General features: G+C 57.9%; 19 protein-coding genes, 1 tRNA gene and 2 rRNA genes. 16 read left to right on the top strand and 6 right to left on the bottom strand.

Annotation, left to right across the window (positions count from 1 at the left end; genetic code table 11):
• Positions 1-636, bottom strand: a complete 636-nt coding sequence (locus TIRI35C_RS09400; RefSeq protein WP_188202634.1) for an MBL fold metallo-hydrolase — start codon at positions 634-636, stop codon at positions 1-3.
• A gap of 196 nt (positions 637-832) precedes the next feature.
• Here TIRI35C_RS09400 and TIRI35C_RS09395 point away from each other — a divergent pair, with 196 nt between their 5' ends.
• The 9 genes from TIRI35C_RS09395 to TIRI35C_RS09355 all read left to right on the top strand — a co-directional run bounded on the left by TIRI35C_RS09395 (position 833) and on the right by TIRI35C_RS09355 (position 9,355).
• Positions 833-1,537, top strand: a complete 705-nt coding sequence (locus TIRI35C_RS09395) for a DUF1614 domain-containing protein (RefSeq protein WP_188202633.1) — start codon at positions 833-835, stop codon at positions 1,535-1,537.
• Between the two features lie 54 nt (positions 1,538-1,591).
• Positions 1,592-2,431 carry a ribose-phosphate diphosphokinase gene (locus tag TIRI35C_RS09390; protein WP_188203193.1) on the top strand — a complete coding sequence of 280 codons (840 nt, stop codon included), beginning with the start codon at positions 1,592-1,594 and terminating at the stop codon, positions 2,429-2,431.
• Between the two features lie 10 nt (positions 2,432-2,441).
• Positions 2,442-2,735 carry a hypothetical protein gene (locus tag TIRI35C_RS09385; RefSeq protein ID WP_188202632.1) on the top strand — a complete coding sequence of 98 codons (294 nt, stop codon included), beginning with the start codon at positions 2,442-2,444 and terminating at the stop codon, positions 2,733-2,735.
• Complete coding sequence (locus tag TIRI35C_RS09380) at positions 2,735-3,064, top strand: hypothetical protein (protein WP_188202631.1); 330 nt, start codon at positions 2,735-2,737, stop codon at positions 3,062-3,064. The genes TIRI35C_RS09385 and TIRI35C_RS09380 overlap by 1 nt, the downstream gene beginning before the upstream one ends.
• A gap of 320 nt (positions 3,065-3,384) precedes the next feature.
• A 16S ribosomal RNA gene (locus TIRI35C_RS09375) occupies positions 3,385-4,870 on the top strand.
• A 53-nt stretch (positions 4,871-4,923) separates the two neighbouring features.
• Positions 4,924-5,000 (top strand) — tRNA-Ala (locus TIRI35C_RS09370).
• Positions 5,001-5,120: 120 nt separating this feature from the next.
• Positions 5,121-8,149: ribosomal RNA gene (locus tag TIRI35C_RS09365) — 23S ribosomal RNA — on the top strand.
• Together the 16S and 23S rRNA genes with 1 tRNA gene alongside form the textbook arrangement of a ribosomal RNA operon.
• 158 nt (positions 8,150-8,307) lie before the next feature.
• Positions 8,308-8,784, top strand: coding sequence for a magnesium-dependent phosphatase-1 (locus tag TIRI35C_RS09360; RefSeq protein ID WP_188202630.1), 477 nt, complete (start codon positions 8,308-8,310; stop codon positions 8,782-8,784).
• Positions 8,785-8,788: 4 nt separating this feature from the next.
• Entirely contained in the window at positions 8,789-9,355 is a 567-nt protein-coding gene (locus tag TIRI35C_RS09355; RefSeq protein ID WP_188202629.1) for a DUF366 family protein, read from the top strand.
• Here TIRI35C_RS09355 and TIRI35C_RS09350 read toward each other — a convergent pair.
• Both TIRI35C_RS09350 and TIRI35C_RS09345 read right to left on the bottom strand, forming a co-directional pair.
• Positions 9,349-9,960, bottom strand: a complete 612-nt coding sequence (locus tag TIRI35C_RS09350; protein WP_188202628.1) for a diacylglycerol/polyprenol kinase family protein — start codon at positions 9,958-9,960, stop codon at positions 9,349-9,351. The genes TIRI35C_RS09355 and TIRI35C_RS09350 overlap by 7 nt on opposite strands.
• Before the next feature lie 33 nt (positions 9,961-9,993).
• Positions 9,994-10,878, bottom strand: a complete 885-nt coding sequence (locus TIRI35C_RS09345; protein ID WP_188202627.1) for a PhoI — start codon at positions 10,876-10,878, stop codon at positions 9,994-9,996.
• 131 nt (positions 10,879-11,009) lie between these two features.
• On the opposite strand from TIRI35C_RS09345, the gene lysS reads away from it, so the two are divergent.
• Together lysS and TIRI35C_RS09335 are read left to right on the top strand one after the other, a co-directional pair.
• The gene (lysS, locus tag TIRI35C_RS09340) at positions 11,010-12,590 is read left to right on the top strand and encodes a lysine--tRNA ligase (RefSeq protein ID WP_188203192.1); all 1,581 of its coding nucleotides are present in this window, start codon (positions 11,010-11,012) and stop codon (positions 12,588-12,590) included.
• Positions 12,591-12,710: 120 nt separating this feature from the next.
• On the top strand, positions 12,711-13,295 hold the full coding sequence (locus TIRI35C_RS09335; RefSeq protein WP_188203191.1) for an indolepyruvate oxidoreductase subunit beta: 585 nt from the start codon (positions 12,711-12,713) through the stop codon (positions 13,293-13,295).
• 10 nt (positions 13,296-13,305) lie between these two features.
• On the opposite strand, the gene TIRI35C_RS09330 is transcribed toward TIRI35C_RS09335, so the two are convergent.
• A complete protein-coding gene (locus TIRI35C_RS09330) occupies positions 13,306-14,472 on the bottom strand; it encodes an MFS transporter (RefSeq protein ID WP_188202626.1) in 1,167 nt (388 codons plus the stop codon).
• A gap of 88 nt (positions 14,473-14,560) precedes the next feature.
• Between TIRI35C_RS09330 and TIRI35C_RS09325 the strand changes: the two genes are divergently transcribed.
• The 4 genes from TIRI35C_RS09325 (at position 14,561) to TIRI35C_RS09310 (ending at position 18,585) form a co-directional block, all read left to right on the top strand.
• The gene (locus TIRI35C_RS09325; protein ID WP_188203190.1) at positions 14,561-15,475 is read left to right on the top strand and encodes a phosphate signaling complex PhoU family protein; all 915 of its coding nucleotides are present in this window, start codon (positions 14,561-14,563) and stop codon (positions 15,473-15,475) included.
• 66 nt (positions 15,476-15,541) lie between these two features.
• Positions 15,542-16,462 carry an isoaspartyl peptidase/L-asparaginase family protein gene (locus TIRI35C_RS09320; RefSeq protein WP_188203189.1) on the top strand — a complete coding sequence of 307 codons (921 nt, stop codon included), beginning with the start codon at positions 15,542-15,544 and terminating at the stop codon, positions 16,460-16,462.
• A gap of 3 nt (positions 16,463-16,465) precedes the next feature.
• On the top strand, positions 16,466-17,641 hold the full coding sequence (locus tag TIRI35C_RS09315; protein ID WP_188203188.1) for an MFS transporter: 1,176 nt from the start codon (positions 16,466-16,468) through the stop codon (positions 17,639-17,641).
• Positions 17,638-18,585: a radical SAM protein gene (locus TIRI35C_RS09310; RefSeq protein WP_188202625.1), complete on the top strand. Its 948-nt coding sequence runs from the start codon at positions 17,638-17,640 to the stop codon at positions 18,583-18,585. The genes TIRI35C_RS09315 and TIRI35C_RS09310 overlap by 4 nt, the downstream gene beginning before the upstream one ends.
• Here the strand turns inward: TIRI35C_RS09310 and TIRI35C_RS09305 are convergent.
• Both TIRI35C_RS09305 and TIRI35C_RS09300 read right to left on the bottom strand, forming a co-directional pair.
• Complete coding sequence (locus tag TIRI35C_RS09305) at positions 18,575-19,066, bottom strand: hypothetical protein (protein ID WP_188202624.1); 492 nt, start codon at positions 19,064-19,066, stop codon at positions 18,575-18,577. The two genes, TIRI35C_RS09310 and TIRI35C_RS09305, sit on opposite strands and share 11 nt — an antisense overlap.
• Positions 19,066-19,995 carry a serine/threonine-protein kinase RIO2 gene (locus tag TIRI35C_RS09300; protein ID WP_188202623.1) on the bottom strand — a complete coding sequence of 310 codons (930 nt, stop codon included), beginning with the start codon at positions 19,993-19,995 and terminating at the stop codon, positions 19,066-19,068. The genes TIRI35C_RS09305 and TIRI35C_RS09300 overlap by 1 nt, the downstream gene beginning before the upstream one ends.
• A 97-nt stretch (positions 19,996-20,092) precedes the next feature.
• Between TIRI35C_RS09300 and TIRI35C_RS09295 the strand changes: the two genes are divergently transcribed.
• Positions 20,093-21,187, top strand: coding sequence for an MFS transporter (locus TIRI35C_RS09295; RefSeq protein ID WP_188202622.1), 1,095 nt, complete (start codon positions 20,093-20,095; stop codon positions 21,185-21,187).

Here is a 21,187-nt window from a genome sequence, read left to right as displayed (position 1 = left end):
CTAAAGGGTGAACTCTTCGTAGAGTTCAAGGGGCCTGACGAGGGTCCAGATGCGCTTCTTCTGGAGCTCATCCCTGAGCTTCTCGGGGCTTCCGGTCCCGTAGACGCCGTAGTGCATGGGTATGACGAGGCGTGGGCGCACATCCTCAACAATCTGGGCCGCTTCGCGCTCGTTGGCCGTTGAGCGGCCGCTTATCGGCACCAGGAGAACGTCCACCCTTCCGCGGAGTCTCTGGAGGACTGGTGTGGAGTACGTGTCGCCCGTGTGGAAGAGGGCCTTGTCCCCCTCTATCAGGTAGCCCAGGGGGTACTGGCTTGAGGGGTGCTCCATGTAGAATGCGGTCACCTTAACGCCGTTCTCGAGCTCGATGGTCTGGCCGTCCTCGATCTCCCTGACCTTCGTCACACCATCGCTGATGGCGGTCATGTAAACCGGCTTGGGTCCTATCACGGTAGCGTCGCGGAGTCGCGAGAGGAGCTCCACCTTGCCGTAGTGGTCAACATGCTCGTGGGTTATCAGTATGTAGTCAACCTCACCTATCCTGTCATCGTCCACCTCGGGATACGGGTCGATGAGGAGTCTCACACCGTTGGTCTCGACCCAAAAGCACGCGTGTCCATACCAGATAATCTTCATCGGCTCTACCTCCTCAACCTGTTTGGGTAAGGTGGACTTAAAGTTTTCCCCGTCGTCCGTTTTTCGAAGTTCCTTCTTTATCCTCCGATTCCCGGAAAGCCGGCGCAGGTTTTATATACCTCGTTTCAGCCCTTTCATTGGTGGTCGCGGAAATTTCGAGCCTCTGGATTGGGGCAGTCCATCACGGTGGTGCAGGATGAACAGACGTCGCCTCATAATCCCGCCCGTTTCACTCCCCGTGCTCCTGGTTATGGGGGTTCTTTTCGTCATCATCTTCGCATTCTTCTCCAGTGTCGTTATGGCAGCATTCGAAAAGCTAGGGATTCCCCCGGACGTCGCCTATGCTCTCTTCATCTTTGCGCTCGTGGGGAGCTTCCTAAACATACCAATCGCGGAGGAAACGTCCTACGAGCCAGTCGTGAGGGTGAGAGAGGTTAGGTTCTTTGGAATAGCCTACCCCGTTCCGTTCTTTGACTGGGAGGAGAGGCGCATAATCATTGCCATAAACGTGGGAGGGGCCATCGTTCCCATAAGCGTGGCCGTCTATGAGATATTCAGGATGGTGTACTTCAGCCGGTGGGCCCTTCTCTTCAACACCCTCCTGGCGGTTCTCATTGCTTCTCTCTTCAGCCATGCCGTTGCCAGACCTGTCAGGGGCCTTGGAATAGCCATGCCTCTCTTCCTGCCACCCCTGATGGCCATACTCCTTGGCTGGCTCCTCGGCGGGAGCAATCCGAACGCCGTTGCCTACATCAGCGGGACCCTCGGCGTCCTGATAGGTGCCGACCTGATGAACTGGAACAGAATCAAGAACCTCGGAGCGCCTATGGTGAGTATCGGCGGAGCCGGAACCTTTGACGGCATATTCCTGGCGGGGATTATTGCCGTCCTTCTGGTATGACGGTGGGTTTTTAAGGTGGGAATTGAACATTCCAACGGCAAAAAGGTGGTGACCATGTTCGTGGTTGGAAGCGGTGCCAGGCATCTGGAGGATGAGATAAAGGCCCTCGGCGGCAGGATTCTTGATGCCGAGATAAAGCGGTTCCCCGATGGTGAGAAATACGTCAGGGTCCTTGGTTCTTCGGAGGAGGTTACCCTCGTTCAGTCCACCTTCAAACCCCAGGACGAGCACCTGGTCGAGATGATTCTCCTCGCCGATGCCCTGCGTGAGGGGGGAGTTCAGAAGCTCAGGGCTGTTGTTCCGTACCTTGCCTACTCGAGACAGGACAGGGTCACGAAGGAAGGCGAACCGGTGAGTGTGAGGGCTGTGATGAGAACCCTCGCCGTTTACTACGACGAGCTCTACGTCTTCGACCTCCACAACCCCGAGACCCTCAAGTTCTTCCCGGGTAAGGCGGTCAACCTTTCCCCAGCGAGGGCTGTAGCCGAGTACTTTGGCGAGAAGCTCGGTGAGGGTGTTGTTCTCGCCCCCGACAAAGGCGCCCTTGGAAGGGCGAAGGCCGTTGCCGAAAAGCTGGGCCTTGAGTACAGCCACTTCCACAAGGTCCGCGTCTCCCCGACGGAGGTCAGGATGGAGCCGGTCGACGTTGACGTTAAGGGGAAGAACGTTCTCATAGTCGATGACATCATAAGCACCGGCGGGACCATGATCCGGGCGGCAAACCTGCTCAGGGAGATGGGGGCAGAGAAGGTCTTCGTCGCGGCCACTCACGGTGTTTTCGCAGAAGGTGCCATAGAGCGCGTGAGCAAAGCCGTTGACGAGCTCGCCGTTACGAACACGATACCCACGCCGGTCTCTAAGATAAGCGTGGTGCCCGAGATACTGAAGCTGTGATGTGGTAGCGATGACCAGGGCATCCTCTCTCATTGCCCTCTTAACCTTTCTGACGTTTTTTGGAGCCGGACTTCTCATGGTGGTTTCCTTCCTCGTCATTGGCGGCCTGGGTTCGGTGATTCCCTTCGCGGATGGGCTCTCCATAGTTTCCTCGCTCATGGTACTTCTACCTCTGGCAAAGCGTCTTCTCCTTGCCGTTGGGCTGGACGAGGATTCATCCAGAAAGCTTGCCCTCTTAGTCGGCCTCCTCTCGGTTTTGGTGTTCTACATGACCGTACCTGGAGCTTGTGGGGGGTGCGATTGATGAGGAGAGTCGCCATTTATACCATCGGCTTTGTCCTCATGACGCTCCTGGCATCCATTGATTTCGTTCTCTTCGTGGGCAGGTTGATGCCGCTTGGGGGACGCTGGCTGCCGTTCGTGGTCTCCCTTCTGATGGTAGTCCTCGGCGGCTACGTTGGGTGGACAGCTGGAGGGGGTCTTGGGTTGAGCCATGATGATGCACTCAACCTGGGTGTCCTTGTTTCGTTGGTCTCGGGTTTCCCTGCTTCTCGTCTTTTTCCTCCTTTGACCCTGCAAAAATTTTTTGACGTTTTTATGTCTAAAATTGTGCATTTTATCGACGCCTTTTGACAGCTTCTTTTTTAAGAATCTGGCCTGGGAGGGGTTTTGCAAAAATTTTGTATCGGTGGGGTTCACCCCTATTGGATGGAGCGCCCGAACAGGGCGCGACAAAACCCGAGCGCCAAGACGGCGGCGTCGGGGGGACAGGGTGCAAAGCACCCACGATGAACCCCGCCCTCCAGCTCGGGTCACAGCAATGTGCGCTCCCGAGGAAACGCCGAAAGGCGGACCCCTCGGGGGTAAGGCAGGCCCAACACCTCGACCAAACCCCGGACGGATATTTGGTACTTCCCCTTGAGGGAAGTCCCACCGGCCGTACTCCTTGCTCAATTCCGGTTGATCCTGCCGGAGGCCACTGCTATGGGGGTCCGACTAAGCCATGCGAGTCATGGGGCGCCTTGCGCGCACCGGCGGACGGCTCAGTAACACGTCGGTAACCTACCCTCGGGAGGGGGATAACCCCGGGAAACTGGGGCTAATCCCCCATAGGCCTGAGGTACTGGAAGGTCCTCAGGCCGAAAGGGTCTTTGACCGCCCGAGGATGGGCCGGCGGCCGATTAGGTAGTTGGTGGGGTAACGGCCCACCAAGCCGAAGATCGGTACGGGCCATGAGAGTGGGAGCCCGGAGATGGACACTGAGACACGGGTCCAGGCCCTACGGGGCGCAGCAGGCGCGAAACCTCCGCAATGCGGGCAACCGCGACGGGGGGACCCCCAGTGCCGTGGCATCGCCACGGCTTTTCCGGAGTGTAAAGAGCTCCGGGAATAAGGGCTGGGCAAGGCCGGTGGCAGCCGCCGCGGTAATACCGGCGGCCCGAGTGGTGGCCGCTATTATTGGGCCTAAAGCGTCCGTAGCCGGGCCCGCAAGTCCCTGGCGAAATCCCACGGCTCAACCGTGGGGCTTGCTGGGGATACTGCGGGCCTTGGGACCGGGAGAGGCGGAGGGTACTCCTGGGGTAGGGGTGAAATCCTATAATCCCAGGAGGACCGCCAGTGGCGAAGGCGCTCCGCTGGAACGGGTCCGACGGTGAGGGACGAAGGCCAGGGGAGCGAACCGGATTAGATACCCGGGTAGTCCTGGCTGTAAAGGATGCGGGCTAGGTGTCGGGCGAGCTTCGTGCTCGCTCGGTGCCGAAGGGAAGCCGTTAAGCCCGCCGCCTGGGGAGTACGGCCGCAAGGCTGAAACTTAAAGGAATTGGCGGGGGAGCACTACAAGGGGTGGAGCGTGCGGTTTAATTGGATTCAACGCCGGGAACCTCACCGGGGGCGACGGCAGGATGAAGGCCAGGCTGAAGGTCTTGCCGGACACGCCGAGAGGAGGTGCATGGCCGCCGTCAGCTCGTACCGTGAGGCGTCCACTTAAGTGTGGTAACGAGCGAGACCCGCGCCCCCAGTTGCCAGTCCTCCCCGCTGGGGAGGAGGCACTCTGGGGGGACCGCCGGCGATAAGCCGGAGGAAGGAGCGGGCGACGGTAGGTCAGTATGCCCCGAAACCCCCGGGCTACACGCGCGCTACAATGAGCGGGACAATGGGACCCGACCCCGAAAGGGGAAGGTAATCCCCTAAACCCGCTCCCAGTTCGGATCGCGGGCTGCAACTCGCCCGCGTGAAGCTGGAATCCCTAGTACCCGCGTGTCATCATCGCGCGGCGAATACGTCCCTGCTCCTTGCACACACCGCCCGTCACTCCACCCGAGCGGGGTCTGGATGAGGCCTGATCTCCCTTCGGGGAGGCCGGGTCGAGTCTGGGCTCCGTGAGGGGGGAGAAGTCGTAACAAGGTAGCCGTAGGGGAACCTACGGCTCGATCACCTCCTATCGCCGGAAAATCCGTCCGGGGGGTTTAAGAGGTGTTGGGCCTGCCTTCCGTGGGCCGGTAGCTCAGCCTGGGAGAGCGTCGGCTTTGCAAGCCGAAGGCCCCGGGTTCGAATCCCGGCCGGTCCACCACGAAGAGATGCACATCCCGAGCCCGGCTCGGGGTGGAAGGGTCCGAGATCCCGAACAGGGATCACGATGAGGACCGTGCACAGGCCGATTGACCCAAAAAATGCCCAGCCCCCTGAGTAGGGGGCAGAAAACTTAAGCCGTCTGGTGGATGGCTCGGCTCGGGGCGCCGACGAAGGGCGTGGCAAGCTGCGATAAGCCCCGGCGAGGCGCAGGCAGCCGTCGAACCGGGGATGCCCGAATGGGACCTCCCGCGGCTCTTGCCGCACTCCCAGTCGGGAGGGGGAACGCGGGGAATTGAAACATCTTAGTACCCGCAGGAAAAGAAAGCAAAAGCGATGCCGTTAGTAGGGGCGACCGAAAGCGGCACAGGGCAAACTGAACCCTTCGGGGAAACCCGGAGGGGATGTGGTGTAGTAGGGCCCCCGAAAGACCCTCCCGGGTGAAGCCGAAGTCCACTGGAACGTGGCGCCGTAGAGGGTGAAAGCCCCGTAGGCGCAAGCCCGGTGGGTCTTGGGGTGTCCCTGAGTACCGTCGGTCGGATATCCGGCGGGAAGCTGGGAGGCATCGGCTCCCAACCCTAAATACGTCCCGAGACCGATAGCGAACTAGTACCGTGAGGGAAAGCTGAAAAGCACCCCTGGCAGGGGGTGAAAAGAGCCTGAAACCAGGCGGCGATAGGTGGGTGCGGCCCAGAAGGGCTGACCCTCCCCGAAGGAAACACGGGCGACCGTGGAGTACGAGGGGAGGCGACCAGGGTCGCACCGTCCGTCTTGGATCACGGGGCAGGGAGTTCATCCGAGCGGCGAGGTTAAGGGGGTCAACCCCGAAGCCGCAGGGAAACCGACAGGTCCGCAGCCCGTAAGGGTGAGGGACGGGGTGTGAAAGCGCCCGGAGTCGCTCGGATGAGACCCGAAGCCGGTCGATCTAGCCCGGGGCAGGGTGAAGTCCCTCAACAGAGGGATGGAGGCCCGCTAGGGATGCTGACGTGCAATTCGCTCCCGTGACCTCGGGCTAGGGGTGAAAGGCCAATCGAGGCCGGCGATAGCTGGTTCCCGCCGAATTATCCCTCAGGATAGCCCGGCCGGAGGTAGGTGGTGGGGTAGAGCACTGATTGGGGGTTTAGGGGGAGAAATCCCCCGGCTCCCTGTCAAACTCCGAACCCACTGCCGCCGTAGATGGCCGGAGTAGGGTGGCGGTGTAAGCCGTCAACCGAGAGGGGAACAACCCAGACCGGGGTTAAGGCCCCTAAATGCCGGCTAAGTGTTACTCCAAAGGGTGTCCCTGGCCTTAGACAGCGGGGAGGTAGGCTTAGAAGCAGCCATCCTTTAAAGAGTGCGTAACAGCTCACCCGTCGAGGTCAGGGGCCCCGAAAATGGACGGGGCTAAAGCCGGCTGCCGAGACCCCGGCGCACGGACCGATTGGTCCGTGATCGGGTAGGCGGGCGTGCCGGTGGGGTGGAAGCTGGGCCGTAAGGTCCAGTGGACCCGTCGGTATTGTGGATCCTGCCGGGAGTAGCAGCATAGCCGGGTGAGAATCCCGGCCGCCGAAGGGGCCAGGGTTCCACGGCAATGTTCGTCAGCCGTGGGTTAGTCGGTCCTAAGCGGGTCCGTAACTCGGCGCCCGCGAAAGGGAAACGGGTTTATATTCCCGTACCGCGGTGGTAGGCGCGGCAACGCAAGCCCAGAGGGTGACGCCTCGGGGTAGGCGGACCGGTCCACAAGGCCGGCTAAGCGTATAAGTCCGGGGAGTGCCGTAATGGCGAGAACCGGATGAAAGCGCGAATGGCCTCCCGTAAGGGGGGTTCCGCCGATCCCTGGGGCCCGTGAAAAGCCCTCTGGGAACGATCCACCGCGACCGTACCGAGAACCGACACCGGTGCCCCTGGGTGAGAAGCCTAAGGCGTGTCGGGGGAAACCCAGCCGAGGGAACTCGGCAAATTGGCCCCGTAACTTCGGGATAAGGGGTGCCTGCGGGTGCGTAACCCGCAGGTCGCAGTGACTAGGAGGACCCGACTGTTTAGTAAAAACACAGGTCCCAGCTAGCCCGAAAGGGTTTGTACTGGGGCCGACGCCTGCCCAGTGCCGGTATGTGAAGCCCGGGTTCAACCGGGTGAAGCACCGGTAAACGGCGGGGGTAACTATAACCCTCTTAAGGTAGCGAAATTCCTTGTCGGTTAAATGCCGACCTGCATGAATGGCGTAACGAGGTCCTCACTGTCCCCGGCTGGGGCCCGGCGAAACCACTGCCAGGCGCATATGCCTGGGACCTCCGGTGGGAAGCGAAGACCCCATGGAGCTTTACTGCAGCCTGCCGTTGCCATACGGCGGGGGGTGCGCAGCGTAGGCGGGAGGCGTCGAAGCCCGTCCTCCGGGGCGGGTGGAGCCGTCCATGAGACACCGCCCACCCTCTGCCGTATGGCTAACCTCCGATGGGGGGACAGCGGTAGGTGGGCAGTTTGGCTGGGGCGGCACACCCTCGAAAAGGTATCGAGGGTGCCCTAAGGTCGGCTCAGGCGGGTCAGGAATCCGCCGTAGAGTGCAAGGGCAAAAGCCGGCCTGACTGGACCCGTAACAGAGGCGGGTCCAGCCGCGAAAGCGTGGCCTAGCGAACCCCTGAGCCTCCCCGGTGGGGGCCAGGGATGACAGAAAAGCTACCCTGGGGATAACAGAGTCGTCTCGGGCGAGAGCCCATATCGACCCCGAGGCTTGCTACCTCGCTGTCGGCTCTTCCCATCCTGGTCCTGCAGCAGGGGCCAAGGGTGGGGGTGTTCACCCATTAAAGGGGAACGTGAGCTGGGTTTAGACCGTCGTGAGACAGGTCGGATGCTATCTACCGGAGGTGCTGGGTGCCTGAGGGGAAGGCTCCCCCAGTACGAGAGGAACAGGGAGCCGCGGCCTCTGGTCTACCGGTTGTCCTACAGGGCACAGCCGGGCAGCTACGCCGCGTCCGATAAGGCCTGAAAGCATCTAAGGCCGAAGCGGTCCCCGAAAATAGGCACCCACTCCCAGGCGCAGGGGGTCGGGCGACCGGTCCTTTGCCTGGGACGAGGGCTCGGGAAGAAGACCCGTTTGATGGGGCGGGGATGTAAGCGGGAAGGGAAACCGACCCGTTCAGTCTGCCGCTCCCAACAGCCCGAGGTTTCTGCCTCTGAAAGGGGGGCTGGGCATTTGATAGGTCAATCGGTCTGTGCACGGTCCTGGCCCTAAATCTCGATTCTGTCTCGATTGCATTGCAATGTTGAACCCTGGTTATGGTGCTTTTCCGCAACCGTTAAAACCCCCCAGCGGAGCTTTTCTTGGTGGTTGAATGAAACTGTTAGTCCTCGATCTCGATGGTACCCTCTGGGATCACGAAGATGCGTCCAGGCTTACGCCGCCATATGAGTTCCACGGCAATTATCTGGTTGATTCTACAGGTGAGGAACTCCATCTCTTCCATGGAGTCAGGGAGTTCCTTGAATGGGCGAGTGAGAGGTTCGTCCTATCCATTGCCAGCTGGAACGTTGAGGAGAGGGTCAGGCTGATCCTTGAGGGCTTCGGCCTATGGCACTACTTCATTTTCCCGAAAATTGAAAACCACCCGAACAAGGCGGACATGATAGCGAGAACGCTCCGGGAGCTGGAGCTTTCGGGATACAACGTTGAGGAGACCATCTACGTGGACGATAGGGATATCCACATCGAAGACGTTAAAACTACCGTCCCCTCTATTCGGTTCATCCATATGTGGAAAGATGTCAAAAGTTTTGAGGAGTTGAGGGAACTTCTTGAAAGAATGGGGTGATACCATGGAGCTGCTCATCGTGAAGGATAGACGCATAGACTACGACGGTTCCGCGATAGAGAGCCACTGGGCCTACAGGAACTTCGGAATGCTCGGGAACTCTCTAGTCATCTTCCGAGGAAAGTGCGACGTTAAGGTTGAGGAGATGATTGACATCGAAGATTTGAGGGCAAGCAAGGAAATCAAGAGCGATGACATGGTCCACTACATAATCGAGGTCTTTGACCTTGTCAATACCCTCTTCGCCTCGACGCTCCAGAAGCTCTTCATAGCCAAGCTCTGCGAGGTTCTGGCTGAATATGGGGTAAAAACTACAAGAAAGGGAGACGACATCTACGTGGACGGCAAGAAGCTCAGCATCTCGATAGCCACCGTTTCACCGGTCAGCGTCAAGATCCATATCGGGATAAACGTTGAGGCGAAGGGAATTCCGGAGGGCGTTGATGCCATAGGCCTCAAGGAGCTCGGCATCACCGATGTTGATGGGTTCATGGAGATGACGGGAAAGGCCCTCGTCGAGGAGTTCAACAAGGTGAAGAAGGACAGCCTGAAGGTCAGGTGGGCTCAGTAGAGGAGAAAGAGAACGCTCCCAACCAGCGGAACGGCTAAGTTGTCGTCGACCCAGCCTTGGTATTCCGCCAGGGTCAGGATGACCGCCCATCCTATTTTTCCTATCGCGCCAGTGTCAAGAAACACTGCCGCTATTATCAGCGCGGTTATCAGGTAGCCAAGGCTCCCGGTCCAGTGCTTCTTCAGCTTGACGTTGAAGCCGTGCCTCCTGAAGTAATAGTGCCGTATTATCCCGGTCACGCCGTCGCTGATGGCCATCGCGAGTAGCAGAGCCGTCGCGTACTCCCTTGGGAGGACCATCGGCACGACCGAGGCGGAAAAGGCGAAGAAGACCTCCCCGTAGTTGTGCTCTATCTGATACCACGAGAACTCCCTCTTTTTGAGGTGCGGCCAGAGCTGAAAAATGCCGAAGACGAAAGCCGCTCCGCTGAAAACCTCTGGGGGTATTCTCTCGTAGTAGAACATCAGAACGGCAGGAACTATGCTGAAGTGGATTATCTTCCTGTTCACCCAGGCCCACTCTGGGCCGAGCCTTTTCGTGAGGCTTATGGTGGCAAGTATGAATGCAGCGGCGATGCCTGCGTAGATTCCCCAGCTTGGGAGCATTCGTTCCACCAAAAAAGAAGAAGGGGGTTGGGGTTAATATGAGTTGCCCCCGAAGGCCCTTCCTACGGTCTCCAGAGCCGCTATGAAATCGCTCGCGTGGACGACGATATACCACCCGTCCGTTCTAGTGAGTTCTCCCCGGGATTTTCCGGCCAGTTCGCCGTAGAGCCCCTGGATTTTAACCCTCGGTTCAGTCGTCGAGAGCTTGAGCGTTATCTCGACGGGCTTCCCGTTCTCCCAGACGATACCGACCTTAAGTCCTGCCTTCGTTTCCTTCCTCTTCTTCAAGCCGAGTTTGAGGTAGCGGAGCCTCTCCTCTGGAACCTCGTTCTCTTTGGCCTTCTCCCTGAGGTACTCGTCGGCCAAGGTCAGTCCGTGCAGGCCTAAAGAGTAGCCAAAAACCGGAATTCCCAGGTCTTTTCTGCTCCTCCCCTTGTAAGCGTAGACCTCTATCCTTCCGCCGGAGCCCCGAGAGGCCGTGTAAAATCCGTTTCTGTTATCGTTCCCGAAATCTCCCAGAAAATCCACCAGTTCATCGTATGCCGAAAACGGGATCGAAAAGCTCGCCCACGTTCCCCAGACCCTTGGTGGGACAGAGACGAAGCCCATCTCCTCGAGGTGGTACTCGACCGGCTTTGGTCTCAGTATCAGGAATCCATTATCCGTGGGCTCCAGCTCCAGCAGTGCCCTTTCATCCGGCACCACTGCAAACTTTCCATCGCTTTCAAAGTCTTTGGCCTTCAGGAGCCGGCTCCTCCGTATTCTTCTTCCCTCCCGCGAACTCACCACTACCGGAATCGGTGTCTTCCTTCCGCTCTCCTTGTCGTAAGGCACCTTGAAGCCAGCCTTGAGGAGTTCCTCCTGAATCTCCAGCGATGCCGGGAAAAATACCTGCATCCTCCTCATTTCTAACTCCATTGGTGTGCCCCCATGTTACTTTTGTCTGTAGTTTTACCATCAAAATTTATAAAATTTTCCCTCTTGAAGTTGTTCCCCATGCCAAGCTTAAGCTTAAAAGCCCCTCCGCAGACCTAAGCGCGGTGGTGAGAATGGTTCATTGGGCGGATTACATGGCTGAAAAGATTATCCGGGAACGCGGCGACAGGGATGAATACGTTGTGGAGAGCGGAATAACTCCGAGCGGTTACGTTCACATAGGGAACTTCAGGGAGTTCTTCACAGCGTACATAGTCGGCCACGCCCTCAGGGACAGGGGGAAGAAAGTCCGTCACATCCACATGTGGGACGACTACGACCGCTTCAGGAAGGTTCCCAAGAACGTCCCGGCCGAGTGGAAGGAGCACCTCACGAGGCCGGTTCGCGAGGTTCCGGATCCGTGGGGCTGCCACAACAGCTACGCGGAGCACTTCATGGAGCTCTTTGAGAGCGAGGTTGAGAAACTTGGCATTGAGGTGGACTTCCTACACGCCTACGAGCTGTACAAGTCCGGCGAGTACGCCGAGGAGATAAAGCTGGCCCTGGCCAAGCGTGAAGAGATAAAGGCCATACTCGACAAATACCGTGAGAGGGCCAAGCAGCCGCCCCTTGAGGAGGACTGGCAGCCGGTTATGGTTTACTGTCCCAAGTGCAGGAAGGAGGCGGAGTTCGTTTCGTGGGACGGCGAGTGGAAGGTCTCTTACAAGTGCCCCCACTGCGGTAACGAGGGTGAGACCGACATAAGGGACGGCAACGTTAAGCTCAGGTGGAGAGTTGACTGGCCGATGCGCTGGGCGCACTTTAAGGTGGACTTCGAGCCGGCCGGAAAGGACCACCTGGCCGCTGGCGGCTCGTACGACACCGGCAGGGAGATAGTCGAGAAGATATTCGGCTGGCCGTCACCTATAGACCTGATGTACGAGTTCGTCGGAATCAAGGGGCAGAAAGGCAAGATGTCCGGCAGCAAGGGCAACGTTATACTCCTCAGCGACCTTTACGAGGTGCTCGAGCCAGGAATAATCCGCTTCATCTACGCCAAGGCGAGACCGAACAAGGAGATCAAGATAGACCTCGGCCTGGGCCTGCTCAACCTCTACGACGAGTTCGACAAGGTGGAGAGGATTTACTTCGGCATTGAACGGGCCAAGAACCCGGAGGAGGAAGAGGAACTTAAGAGGACATACGAGCTCTCGATGCCGAAGGTTCCCGAGAGGCTGACCGCGCAGGCGCCCTTCAGGTTCCTGGTTACGCTCGTTCAGATGCCGCACCTCGACGAAAGCGGTATAATCCGCGTTCTCCAGGAGCAGGGTCATCTCCCTGAGAAGCTCGGCGAAGATGACGTCGAGCGCATAAGGCTCCGCATACGCTTGGCTAAAAACTGGGTTGAGAAGTATGCACCGGAAAATGTGAAGTTCAGCATCTTGGAAAAGCCTCCAGAGATCGAACTTAGGCCTGAAATCCGGGAGGCCATGGTCGAGGTCGCAGGATGGCTTGAGGCCCACGAGGGCTTCACCGTTGAGGAACTCAACAACGCGCTCTTCGATATCGCTAAGAAGCATGAGATTCCGAGCAAGGAGTGGTTCAAAGCTTTGTACAACGTCTTCATCGGCAAGGATCGTGGTCCAAGGCTCGCGAGCTTCCTGGCTTCCCTCGACAGGGACTTCGTCGTCAGGCGCCTCCGTCTGGAGGGCTGATTTAGTTCTTCAACTTTTTCTGTCCTTTTCCCGTGGTATTTTCGAGACTTTTTCAAGCCTGTCGAATTTTCTCGACAACAGGTTTTTATCCGCTCCCCCCAATGCATTTCGGTGGTGTCGATGGAGTTCAACCTCATAATCACCGGAGTCGGCGGCCAGGGTGGTTTGACGCTTTCGAGAATAGTTGGAAACGCCGCCATGCACGAGGGCTACAACGTCAGAATAGGTGAAACCCTTGGAATGAGCCAGCGTTATGGAAGCGTTCTCAGCTACCTCCGCTTTGGTGAAGAGGTCTACTCACCCCTCATCGAAGAGGGTAAAGCAAACCTCATGCTCGCCCTTGAACCTGCTGAGGCGCTGAGGAACGCCCGCTTCCTTGGTAAGGGCAGCACGGCCGTGATAAACGCCTATCCGATACACACCGCGACGACCCTCGTCGGGAAGGAGAAGTATCCAGAGCTGGGAGAGATAAGGGAAGCCATCGGGGGAATCTGCCCGGTTCACATGCTGAACTTCCAGCGCGAGGCAGATAGGATAAACCCCAGAACCCTCGGTGTCCTCATGCTCGGCTACGCCTATTGGAAAGGCCTTGTGCCACTCAATAAGGATTCCCTGCTGGAGGGAATAAGGCTCACCCTCAGGGAGAAGCTCTGGGAGGTCAACTTCAGGGCCCTTGAGCGTGGAATCGAACTCGCGAAGGCCTGACTTTTCTTTCTCACTCGTTGTGCTTTATGAAGAAGGCGTAGAATATCGCCGTCGCTATTACATAGAGCGCCGCCGTCGCGTAGAACGGGTAGCTCAGGGACATGCCGAAGAGCAGGCCACCGACGTAGTTCCCTCCTCCCCTCATAAAGGTCGAGAAGGCCCTCCTTATTCCTGCCGCGGTGGCCTTCTCCTCTGTCGAGAAGAAGCCCATCATGAAGGAGTCGTTTATGGGCCACACTATGTTCATGAGGATGGAGCGGACGACGTAGAGGGCCGATGCTATCAGGAAGGTCTCTATGGAGGGGAACACCGCGAAGAGAAAGGCCGCTATGCTCTGGAAGGACGTTATCACCTTGACCGGCCCTATCCTGTGAACCAGCCTTGGAAGGCCGAAGGAGCCGAGCCCCATGGCCAGCTGCTGGAAGAAGAATATCCCGCTTATGGCCGCGAGCGTCTGCCCGAACTGGAGCTTGAAGTAAAGGCTCATGTAGGGTATGGTTATTCCTGCGCCAAAGCCTATCAGCGCGCTCGGAAGGGAGAACTTGAGTATCTTGACGACCAGCTCACGGTTCCAGTTTATCCTTGGATTCTTTACGGGAACGTCGCGGATTATGAGTAAGGCAGGAATCACGAGAACGAACTGGAGGAGCGCCAGTGAGATGACCAGTCTGTAGGCTATACCCTCGGTCAGCCCGAGCCCCACGAAAAGGCCCGGGGCGAAACCCGCTATGAGGACTCCCAGGGCGTTAAATATAGTTCCCAGGCCGAAGCTTATCGAGAACGCATGATGGCGCCTCTCCTCGCCGACCTCCTCGCTGAGCAGGGCGGTAAAGTTCGGCTGTCTCAGGCCCATATTTGCTCCGACCAGGAAAAAGCCGAGTGCCAGTACGCAGTCGTTTATGGCCATCACTTGGAGGAGCCTCCCGGCCAGTCCGAGGAGAGCGGAGATGAGGAGGGTTCTCCGGTACCCGAGCCTCAGTGAGACCTGACCGGCTATCAGGAAGAACAGTCCCCCGGTGAACGTCTGTATTGAAAAGAATGTCCCCATGGCGGCCATATTGTATCCCAGGACGGTCAGATAGAAGGGCATGATGAATATCGAGAACTGGAGGAACAGCTGGCCCGCTGCGTTTGCCGCTATGAGTATCTTTGCGTCTCTGCCGTAGCCCTGGAACATGTGCTAACGTTAATCTTAGCGTTTATAAGTCTGTCGAACCGAAGCCTTTTATACGCCGCTGTTCGTCTATATATTGGCGGTGATATCTATGGAGTTCAGGAAAATCCAATTTACCGGCAGGAGTTCATACATAATCTCCCTCCCAAAAAAATGGGTTCGGGAGCACAACCTCAGCCAGGGCGACGTGGTTCCGCTCTCCATAAACCCTGACGGCAGCATAACCATATTCCCCAAGGAGCCGAAGGAGATAAGCGAGAGGAAGGTCCTTACGATATCCCGCGAGTATTCCCCAGACATGGCCGTCAGGCTTGTCATATCCGCCTACATCCAGGGCTACGACGTTCTTGAGATTCACCTGGCCGAGGAGATGCCGATATACAAGGTGAAGATGCGCAAGGTTCTCCAGAGCCTTCCCGGCGTTGAGATAATCCTCGACGAACCCCAGAGGATGGTGGCCAAGAGTCTCCTCGACGAGGAGGAGGTCAACCTGGCCGAGCTCCTCAACAGGATTCGCTCCCTCATAATGTCCATGCTCGGCGACCTTGAGCTTCTCATTCAAAACCCCGGGGAGGAGGAGATACTCAGGGACATCAACGACCTCGAGAACGAGCTTGACAGGTTCTACTTTCTCATAATCCGTGCGGTCAACAGAATCCTCACCAAGCGCGGCGTCACCGAGGAAAGCGGCATAATCAGGAGGACCTTTGACCTGCTCGGCATACTCTTCATAGTCCGGAACATCGAGCGCATCGGAGACCACATAACGCGCATCGCCGAGAATCCGGGTGAGGTGAACGTTCCGTACCTGAAGGAGAAGTTCGGCCAGATGATGGCCCAAATCGAGGAGCGCGACCTCACGAAGATCGACGGGCTGATGCTCGAGCTTAAGGGGGAGATACGCTCAATAGACTACCGTCAGTCCATAGCAAAGGAGAGCTACAGGAGGATACTGGAATACCTTGAGAACATTGGCGAGACGATAATCAACATGGCGCTGAGCTGAAGTTCCTATCTTTTCGTTTCCACAATCCTTTTAACCGTTCGAGGGCTTTTTATTACGGTGGTTCTCATGGTTGCGATAATAGTTCACGGCGGTGCCGGCACGATAAGGAAGGAGGAGCGCATTCCAAAGGTTATCGAGGGCGTTAGGGAGGCGGTTCTGGCCGGCTGGCGCGAGCTCAGGCGGGGTTCTGCTTTGGATGCGGTTGAGGAGGCCGTCAAGGTTCTTGAGGACAACCCGCTTTTCAACGCAGGAACTGGGAGCGTTCTTACCCTCGACGGAAAGGTCGAGATGGACGCGGCAATAATGCGCGGAAGAACTCTGGAAGCCGGCGCCGTTGCCGGAATCTGGGGTGTTAGGAACCCCATAAGCGTGGCGAGAAAGGTCATGGAGAAGACAGACCACGTGCTCCTCAACGGCGAGGGGGCTGTAAAGTTCGCCCGCTTGCTCGGCTTCGAGGAGTACAACCCGGTGACCGATGAGAGGCTGAAGCAGTGGGAGGAGCTGAGGAAGAAGCTGCTCGAAACCGGTGAGACGAGACACTGGAAGAAGCTCAACGAGCTCATCAGGGAGTATCCTGAAGTCCTCAGGAGTACGGTCGGAGCGGTTGCCTTCGATGGTGAAGAGATCGTTGCCGGAACGTCCACCGGTGGAGTGTTCCTCAAGATGTTCGGCAGGGTCGGCGACACGCCGATAATCGGCGGCGGAACCTATGCCAACGAGGTCGCGGGGGCTTCCTGCACGGGGCTCGGTGAGGTGGCGATAAAGCTCGCTTTAGCCAAGAGTGCCACCGACTTCGTCCGCCTCGGAATGGACGCCCAGGCCGCGAGCGATGCAGCTATAAGCCTCGCCACAAAGTACTTCGGCGCCGACACCATGGGCATAATAATGGTTGATGCGAAAGGTAACGTCGGCTTCGCCAAGAATACGAAGCACATGAGCCACGCCTTCATGAGAGACGGCATGGACGAACCCACAGCGGGGGTTTGAGCCATCGAGAGAACGCTCCGTGACATCTGGCTCCTCAACTTCTCGACCTTCTTTTTCTTCCTGGGGATAAGTGTAGTCAACCCCATAATATCGCCCTTCGCGATAACCCTCAACGCCACCCCATTCCTGGTTGGCCTGGTTGCGGGGGTTGCCTCGGTTGTTTCGCTGTTCTCAAAGCCCGTCGGCGGTCTCATCGGCGACAGGGGCTACAGGTTCCAGGCCATGATGGCCGGCAACGTCCTGGGAATGCTGGCCGGGCTCCTCTACATAACCTCGGCACTCCTCGGAAATCTGTGGATATTCGCCTTCGCCAGGGCCATACACGGCTTTTCCATGGGGATATTCTTTCCCTCCAGCCTTTCAACCGCAGTTGACCTTGCGCCCCCGGGTAGGGTCGGCGAGACCCTGGGCTGGAGGGGCATGATGTTCTCCCTCGGCAACATAGTCGGCCCGGCCCTCGGCGGATACCTCTCCGACCTCCTCGGCTTCGTCGGGGCCTTCTCCTTCACCGTGCTGTTTTCCCTCGTTGGCCTCGCCCTTGTAGTCCCGGTCTGGCTCGATGGCAGAAAGGCCGTTCCCAGAAGGGAGGAGAGGCACGAGGACGTCAGCTACTCGGAGCTCCTCAGGAGCTATTTCGTTGCCGCGTCACTGGCGCTGTTCTTCTTCTCCTTCTCCTACGCCGGCGTCATAACGTACCTTCCAGCCCTCTACAAGGTTCTGGGAATGCCCCAGAGCCTGTTCGGCTTCTACATGATGGTCATAGGATTGGCGAGCTTCGTAATGAGGCTCGTTGGTGGCAGGAGCGCCGACAGGATGGGTCCTATTCCGGTCATACGTGCCGGCATGCTCCTTGTTATCATCGGCTACATTGTTCTGATTCTCTACAGGCTCCCGCCATACTCCTACGCCAGCGCGCTCCTCATCGGCGCGGGCTTCGGTTTATCCGTTCCCGCAATGCAGCTCATGGCCCTTGGAAACCTCCCTCAGAGGATAAGGACGATGGGTTCGAGCGTCTACACGATGTTCTTCGACCTCGGAATGCTTGGCGGCCAGGTGACCCTCGGCTACGTGGCACAGCTTGAGGGCTACGCCGGGGTCTTTCCCCTGCTCCCCTTCATAGCGGGCGCATCACTTATAATAGTCCACGCGCCCCTCATAATTGGAGGTAGGAAGGAATGAAAGTCAGGGTCTCCTACGGGACGGCAATAGCGATGGGGCTGATAAGGGCCAGGATGCTCGCAAGACCGACCACCGCTTATCTCATGACGTACCACGAGGGCCGCTGCAGAAACAACTGTGCCTTCTGTCCCCAGGCGAGGGAAAGCAGGGCCGATCTGAAAAAGCTCTCCAGGATAACCTGGCCTGCCTTTGACGTTGAAGAGGTCGTTGAGGCCCTTCCTTCTGGGAGGTTCGCGAGGATATGCCTCCAGACTGTTGATTATCCGGGCCTGGTCTCCGATGTTATCGAACTCCTTGACCTCTTCCAGCCGCTGGGTCTTCCGGTCTCGGTCTCGATAACCCCCGTGAATAGGGCCACCCTTGGAGAGTTCAAATCAATGGGTGTTGACTACATCGGCGTTGGCCTCGACGTGGCCAGTGAGAGGCTCTACCCGGAGATAAAGGACTCCCTCTACTCCTGGGACGAGATGTGGCGTTTCACGAGGGACGTTATCGACGTCTTCGGCGATGGAAAGGCCCTCGTGCACCTCATAATCGGGCTCGGGGAGACGGATAGAGAGGCAGTGGAGACAATCTGGAGGGCGTACTCGATGGGTGCCTGGGTTTCCCTCTTTGCCTTCACCCCCATACGGGGAACCCGCCTTGAGAACGCGAAGCCCCCAAGCCTCGCGAGATACAGGAGAATCCAGGTGGCCCACTACCTCATAAAGGAGCGTCTCGCCGCGCCGGAGGATTTCGAGTTCGATGCGGGCGATTCCTTGGTTGGTTTTGGGATTGATAAAGAAAAGCTTGCCAAACTCCTTCCCCCGGAGATATTCGCCACCCATGGCTGTCCGGGCTGCAACAGGCCGTACTACAATGAAAGACCCAAAAAGGAACCCTACAACTTCCCCGAAAGTCCAGGGGGGGACTACGTGAGGCGCGTTCTTGACTCTATCCTCTGAGGAGCTCGATTATCTCATTGAACTCCTCCAGCGAGAACCGCTCCTCGACCTTTTCTCCCCCCGCTATCCTCACGAGCGTTTGAACGAAGCGGTAAAGTTCATCGTTGTTTCTAACCAGGCCCAGCGTAACGTCCATGTCTTTGGATATCTCGCCGAGCCGGTTCTCCCCCTTCATTATGAACAGAATGTCGCCGAGCCTCTTTATCCCCAGTCTATAGAGGTCCTCATTTGGCGCGCGATGTATTCCCCTGAGGGCGCACTTAACCGCTCCCCTGTAGTTGTCCTCCTGAAGGAAAATCTCCGCGAGCCTGAAGCAGGCCTCGAAGTAGAACTCCGGCTCCTCCTCCCTCGCCAGCTCCATTATCTCGTCAAGCTTCCTCTTGGCGGTTTCGAGGTCCCTGGCGTTTTCTGCCTCTATGGCCTCTCTGAAGAGCCTCATAATCCTCTCACGCCTGTTCAGGGGTTCGTATTTTATCACCATCATCCCTCACCCCGGCTCTCGAGCCAGGCCTTTTCAAATTCCGGCCAGACATCCTCAAACCTCTTCTCCACACGCCACCGTCTCCGGAATGCGTTCAGCACCACCCGCAGATCCCTCTTCAGAAGTTCATAGCTCTCAGGGCGGGCGGTCGTTATGTGCTGGGCCCAGTCGATTATGAGTATCTCGCCCTCGTCGTGGGTTAGAACCACGTTGAACTCGCTCATGTCCGAGTGAACGATGCCGAAGCGGACTATCTTGAGGTACTCCTCCAGAACGCGGTCGAGTATCTCTTTCGCCTCTTCCCTCGCTAGATCCGTGTCACGAAGCTCCGCCAGCTCGGTTCCTTCTATGAACTCCATAACGACCACGTGCCTGTTCCATGCTACCGGCCTCGGCACCCGGGCTATCGGGCTCAGAAGAGTTAGCGCCTCGTACTCCTTTTTGGCTATCAGCCTTGAGACGTAGAGCCAGCTCGTGTGGTGCTTATCCTGGAAGACGTGGCCGTGGTAGCCAGCCCTCCGCGATGCGGTTCTTCCACCGATGCGGTTGAACTTGACGGCGACCTTTTCACCCGAGGGGGTCATTCCTATGTAAACGTCAGCGTCCTTTCCCACGCCAACGTGGGCGGGGTTTATCGCCTCGATAACGCCCTTTTTCGCGAGCGCCCTTATGGCGAGGACGTCGTAGCCGTGTATCGTGAGCTGGTAGCCTATGTAGCCGATGTCGCTCCTCCTGGCCACGAGCCCCCAGTCGTCGAGCTTCCCGAGCCTGAACGAGGCAGTCTCGATGTCCGTTCTCGTGAAGCGCGCGATGTCCTCCAGGGGCACCCATCGGTGGTGCCGCATGTTCAGCTCTACCCCTCTGAGTATCCTGAAGTCGAGGTCCCGCAGGTTGGGATAGGCCTCGAGTGCCAGTAGCTTGCTCACCATCTCCCTTCCCTGAAGTCAGTTTCCGGCTGGCATTTATAAAGGTAGTTGGACGCTCCTGTCCAATATGCTTTTAAACGCTTAGTCCTTTATCGAAACCATGCGGAAGAGGCTCCTCCTGCTGGTCTCGCTTGGCTGGGTCTTCAACTACGCCCACAGGATGGCAATCCCGCCCCTTATTCCGATGATAAAGGCCGAGCTGGGAATAAACAACGCCGAGGCCGGCCTTCTAATGACGACCCTGCTTTTACCCTACGCACTCATACAGGTTCCAGCCGGATACATAGGTGACCGCTTTGGGCGGAAAAGGCTCCTTGTTCTCAGCATAATCGGCTACTCGCTCTCATCCGCTCTCATAGTCTTTGCCCGCGAGTACTGGGAACTGCTCGCGGTTCGGGCACTCTACGGCCTCTTTTCCGGCCTCTACTATGCTCCCGCAACAGCGCTGATAAGCGAGGTCTATCGGGAGAGAAAGGGCTCCGCGCTGGGCGTCTTCATGGTCGGCCCGCCCGTCGGCAGCGGGATAGCGCCGCTGATAGTCGTCCCCATAGCGGTGAACCTCGAATGGCGCTACGCCTTTCTGGCACTCTCGATGCTGAGTCTGGCAATCGGAATAGCGCTGACCTTTGCGGTTAGGGGCGAGGTTTCAAAGCCATCCCGCGTCAGGTTCTCCATACCTCGGAACGTTTTCCTCCTCAGCGCGGCGAACTTCATAGTCCTCGCCGCCTTCTTCGGTCTCCTCACGTTCCTTGTGTCCTTCCTGGTGAACTCGGGGGTCTCCCTTAAGACCGCGTCCCTGCTGTTCTCCCTTCTCTCGGTTATCGGAATCACTGGCTCTCTCGTGGGGGGCGGACTGTACGACAGGATCGGGAGGCGCAGCGTGGCGGTGGTCTTCGGCCTCAACGCCCTCCTCACGTTGATTCTCGCCCTCACGGCTTCCCCATGGGTGATAATCCCTCTGGGCATTACCTTCTACTCTGTGGGAGCCATAGTCACGGCCTACACGTCAGAAAAGGCCACCGGGGAGAACCTCGGTTCCGTCATGGGCTTCGTTAACATGGTCGGGTTCTTTGGTGCAACCGTCGGGCCCTATGCCGTCGGTCTCCTGATAGATCACTTCGGCTACGAAAAGGCTTTCCTGTCGATACCGGCTATGTACCTGCTGGCGGGGGTGCTGGTAAAACTGGAGGAGTGA

The organism is Thermococcus camini (assembly GCF_904067545.1).
GTDB lineage: Archaea > Methanobacteriota_B > Thermococci > Thermococcales > Thermococcaceae > Thermococcus > Thermococcus camini.
This window is presented reverse-complemented; position numbering and strand designations above follow the sequence as displayed.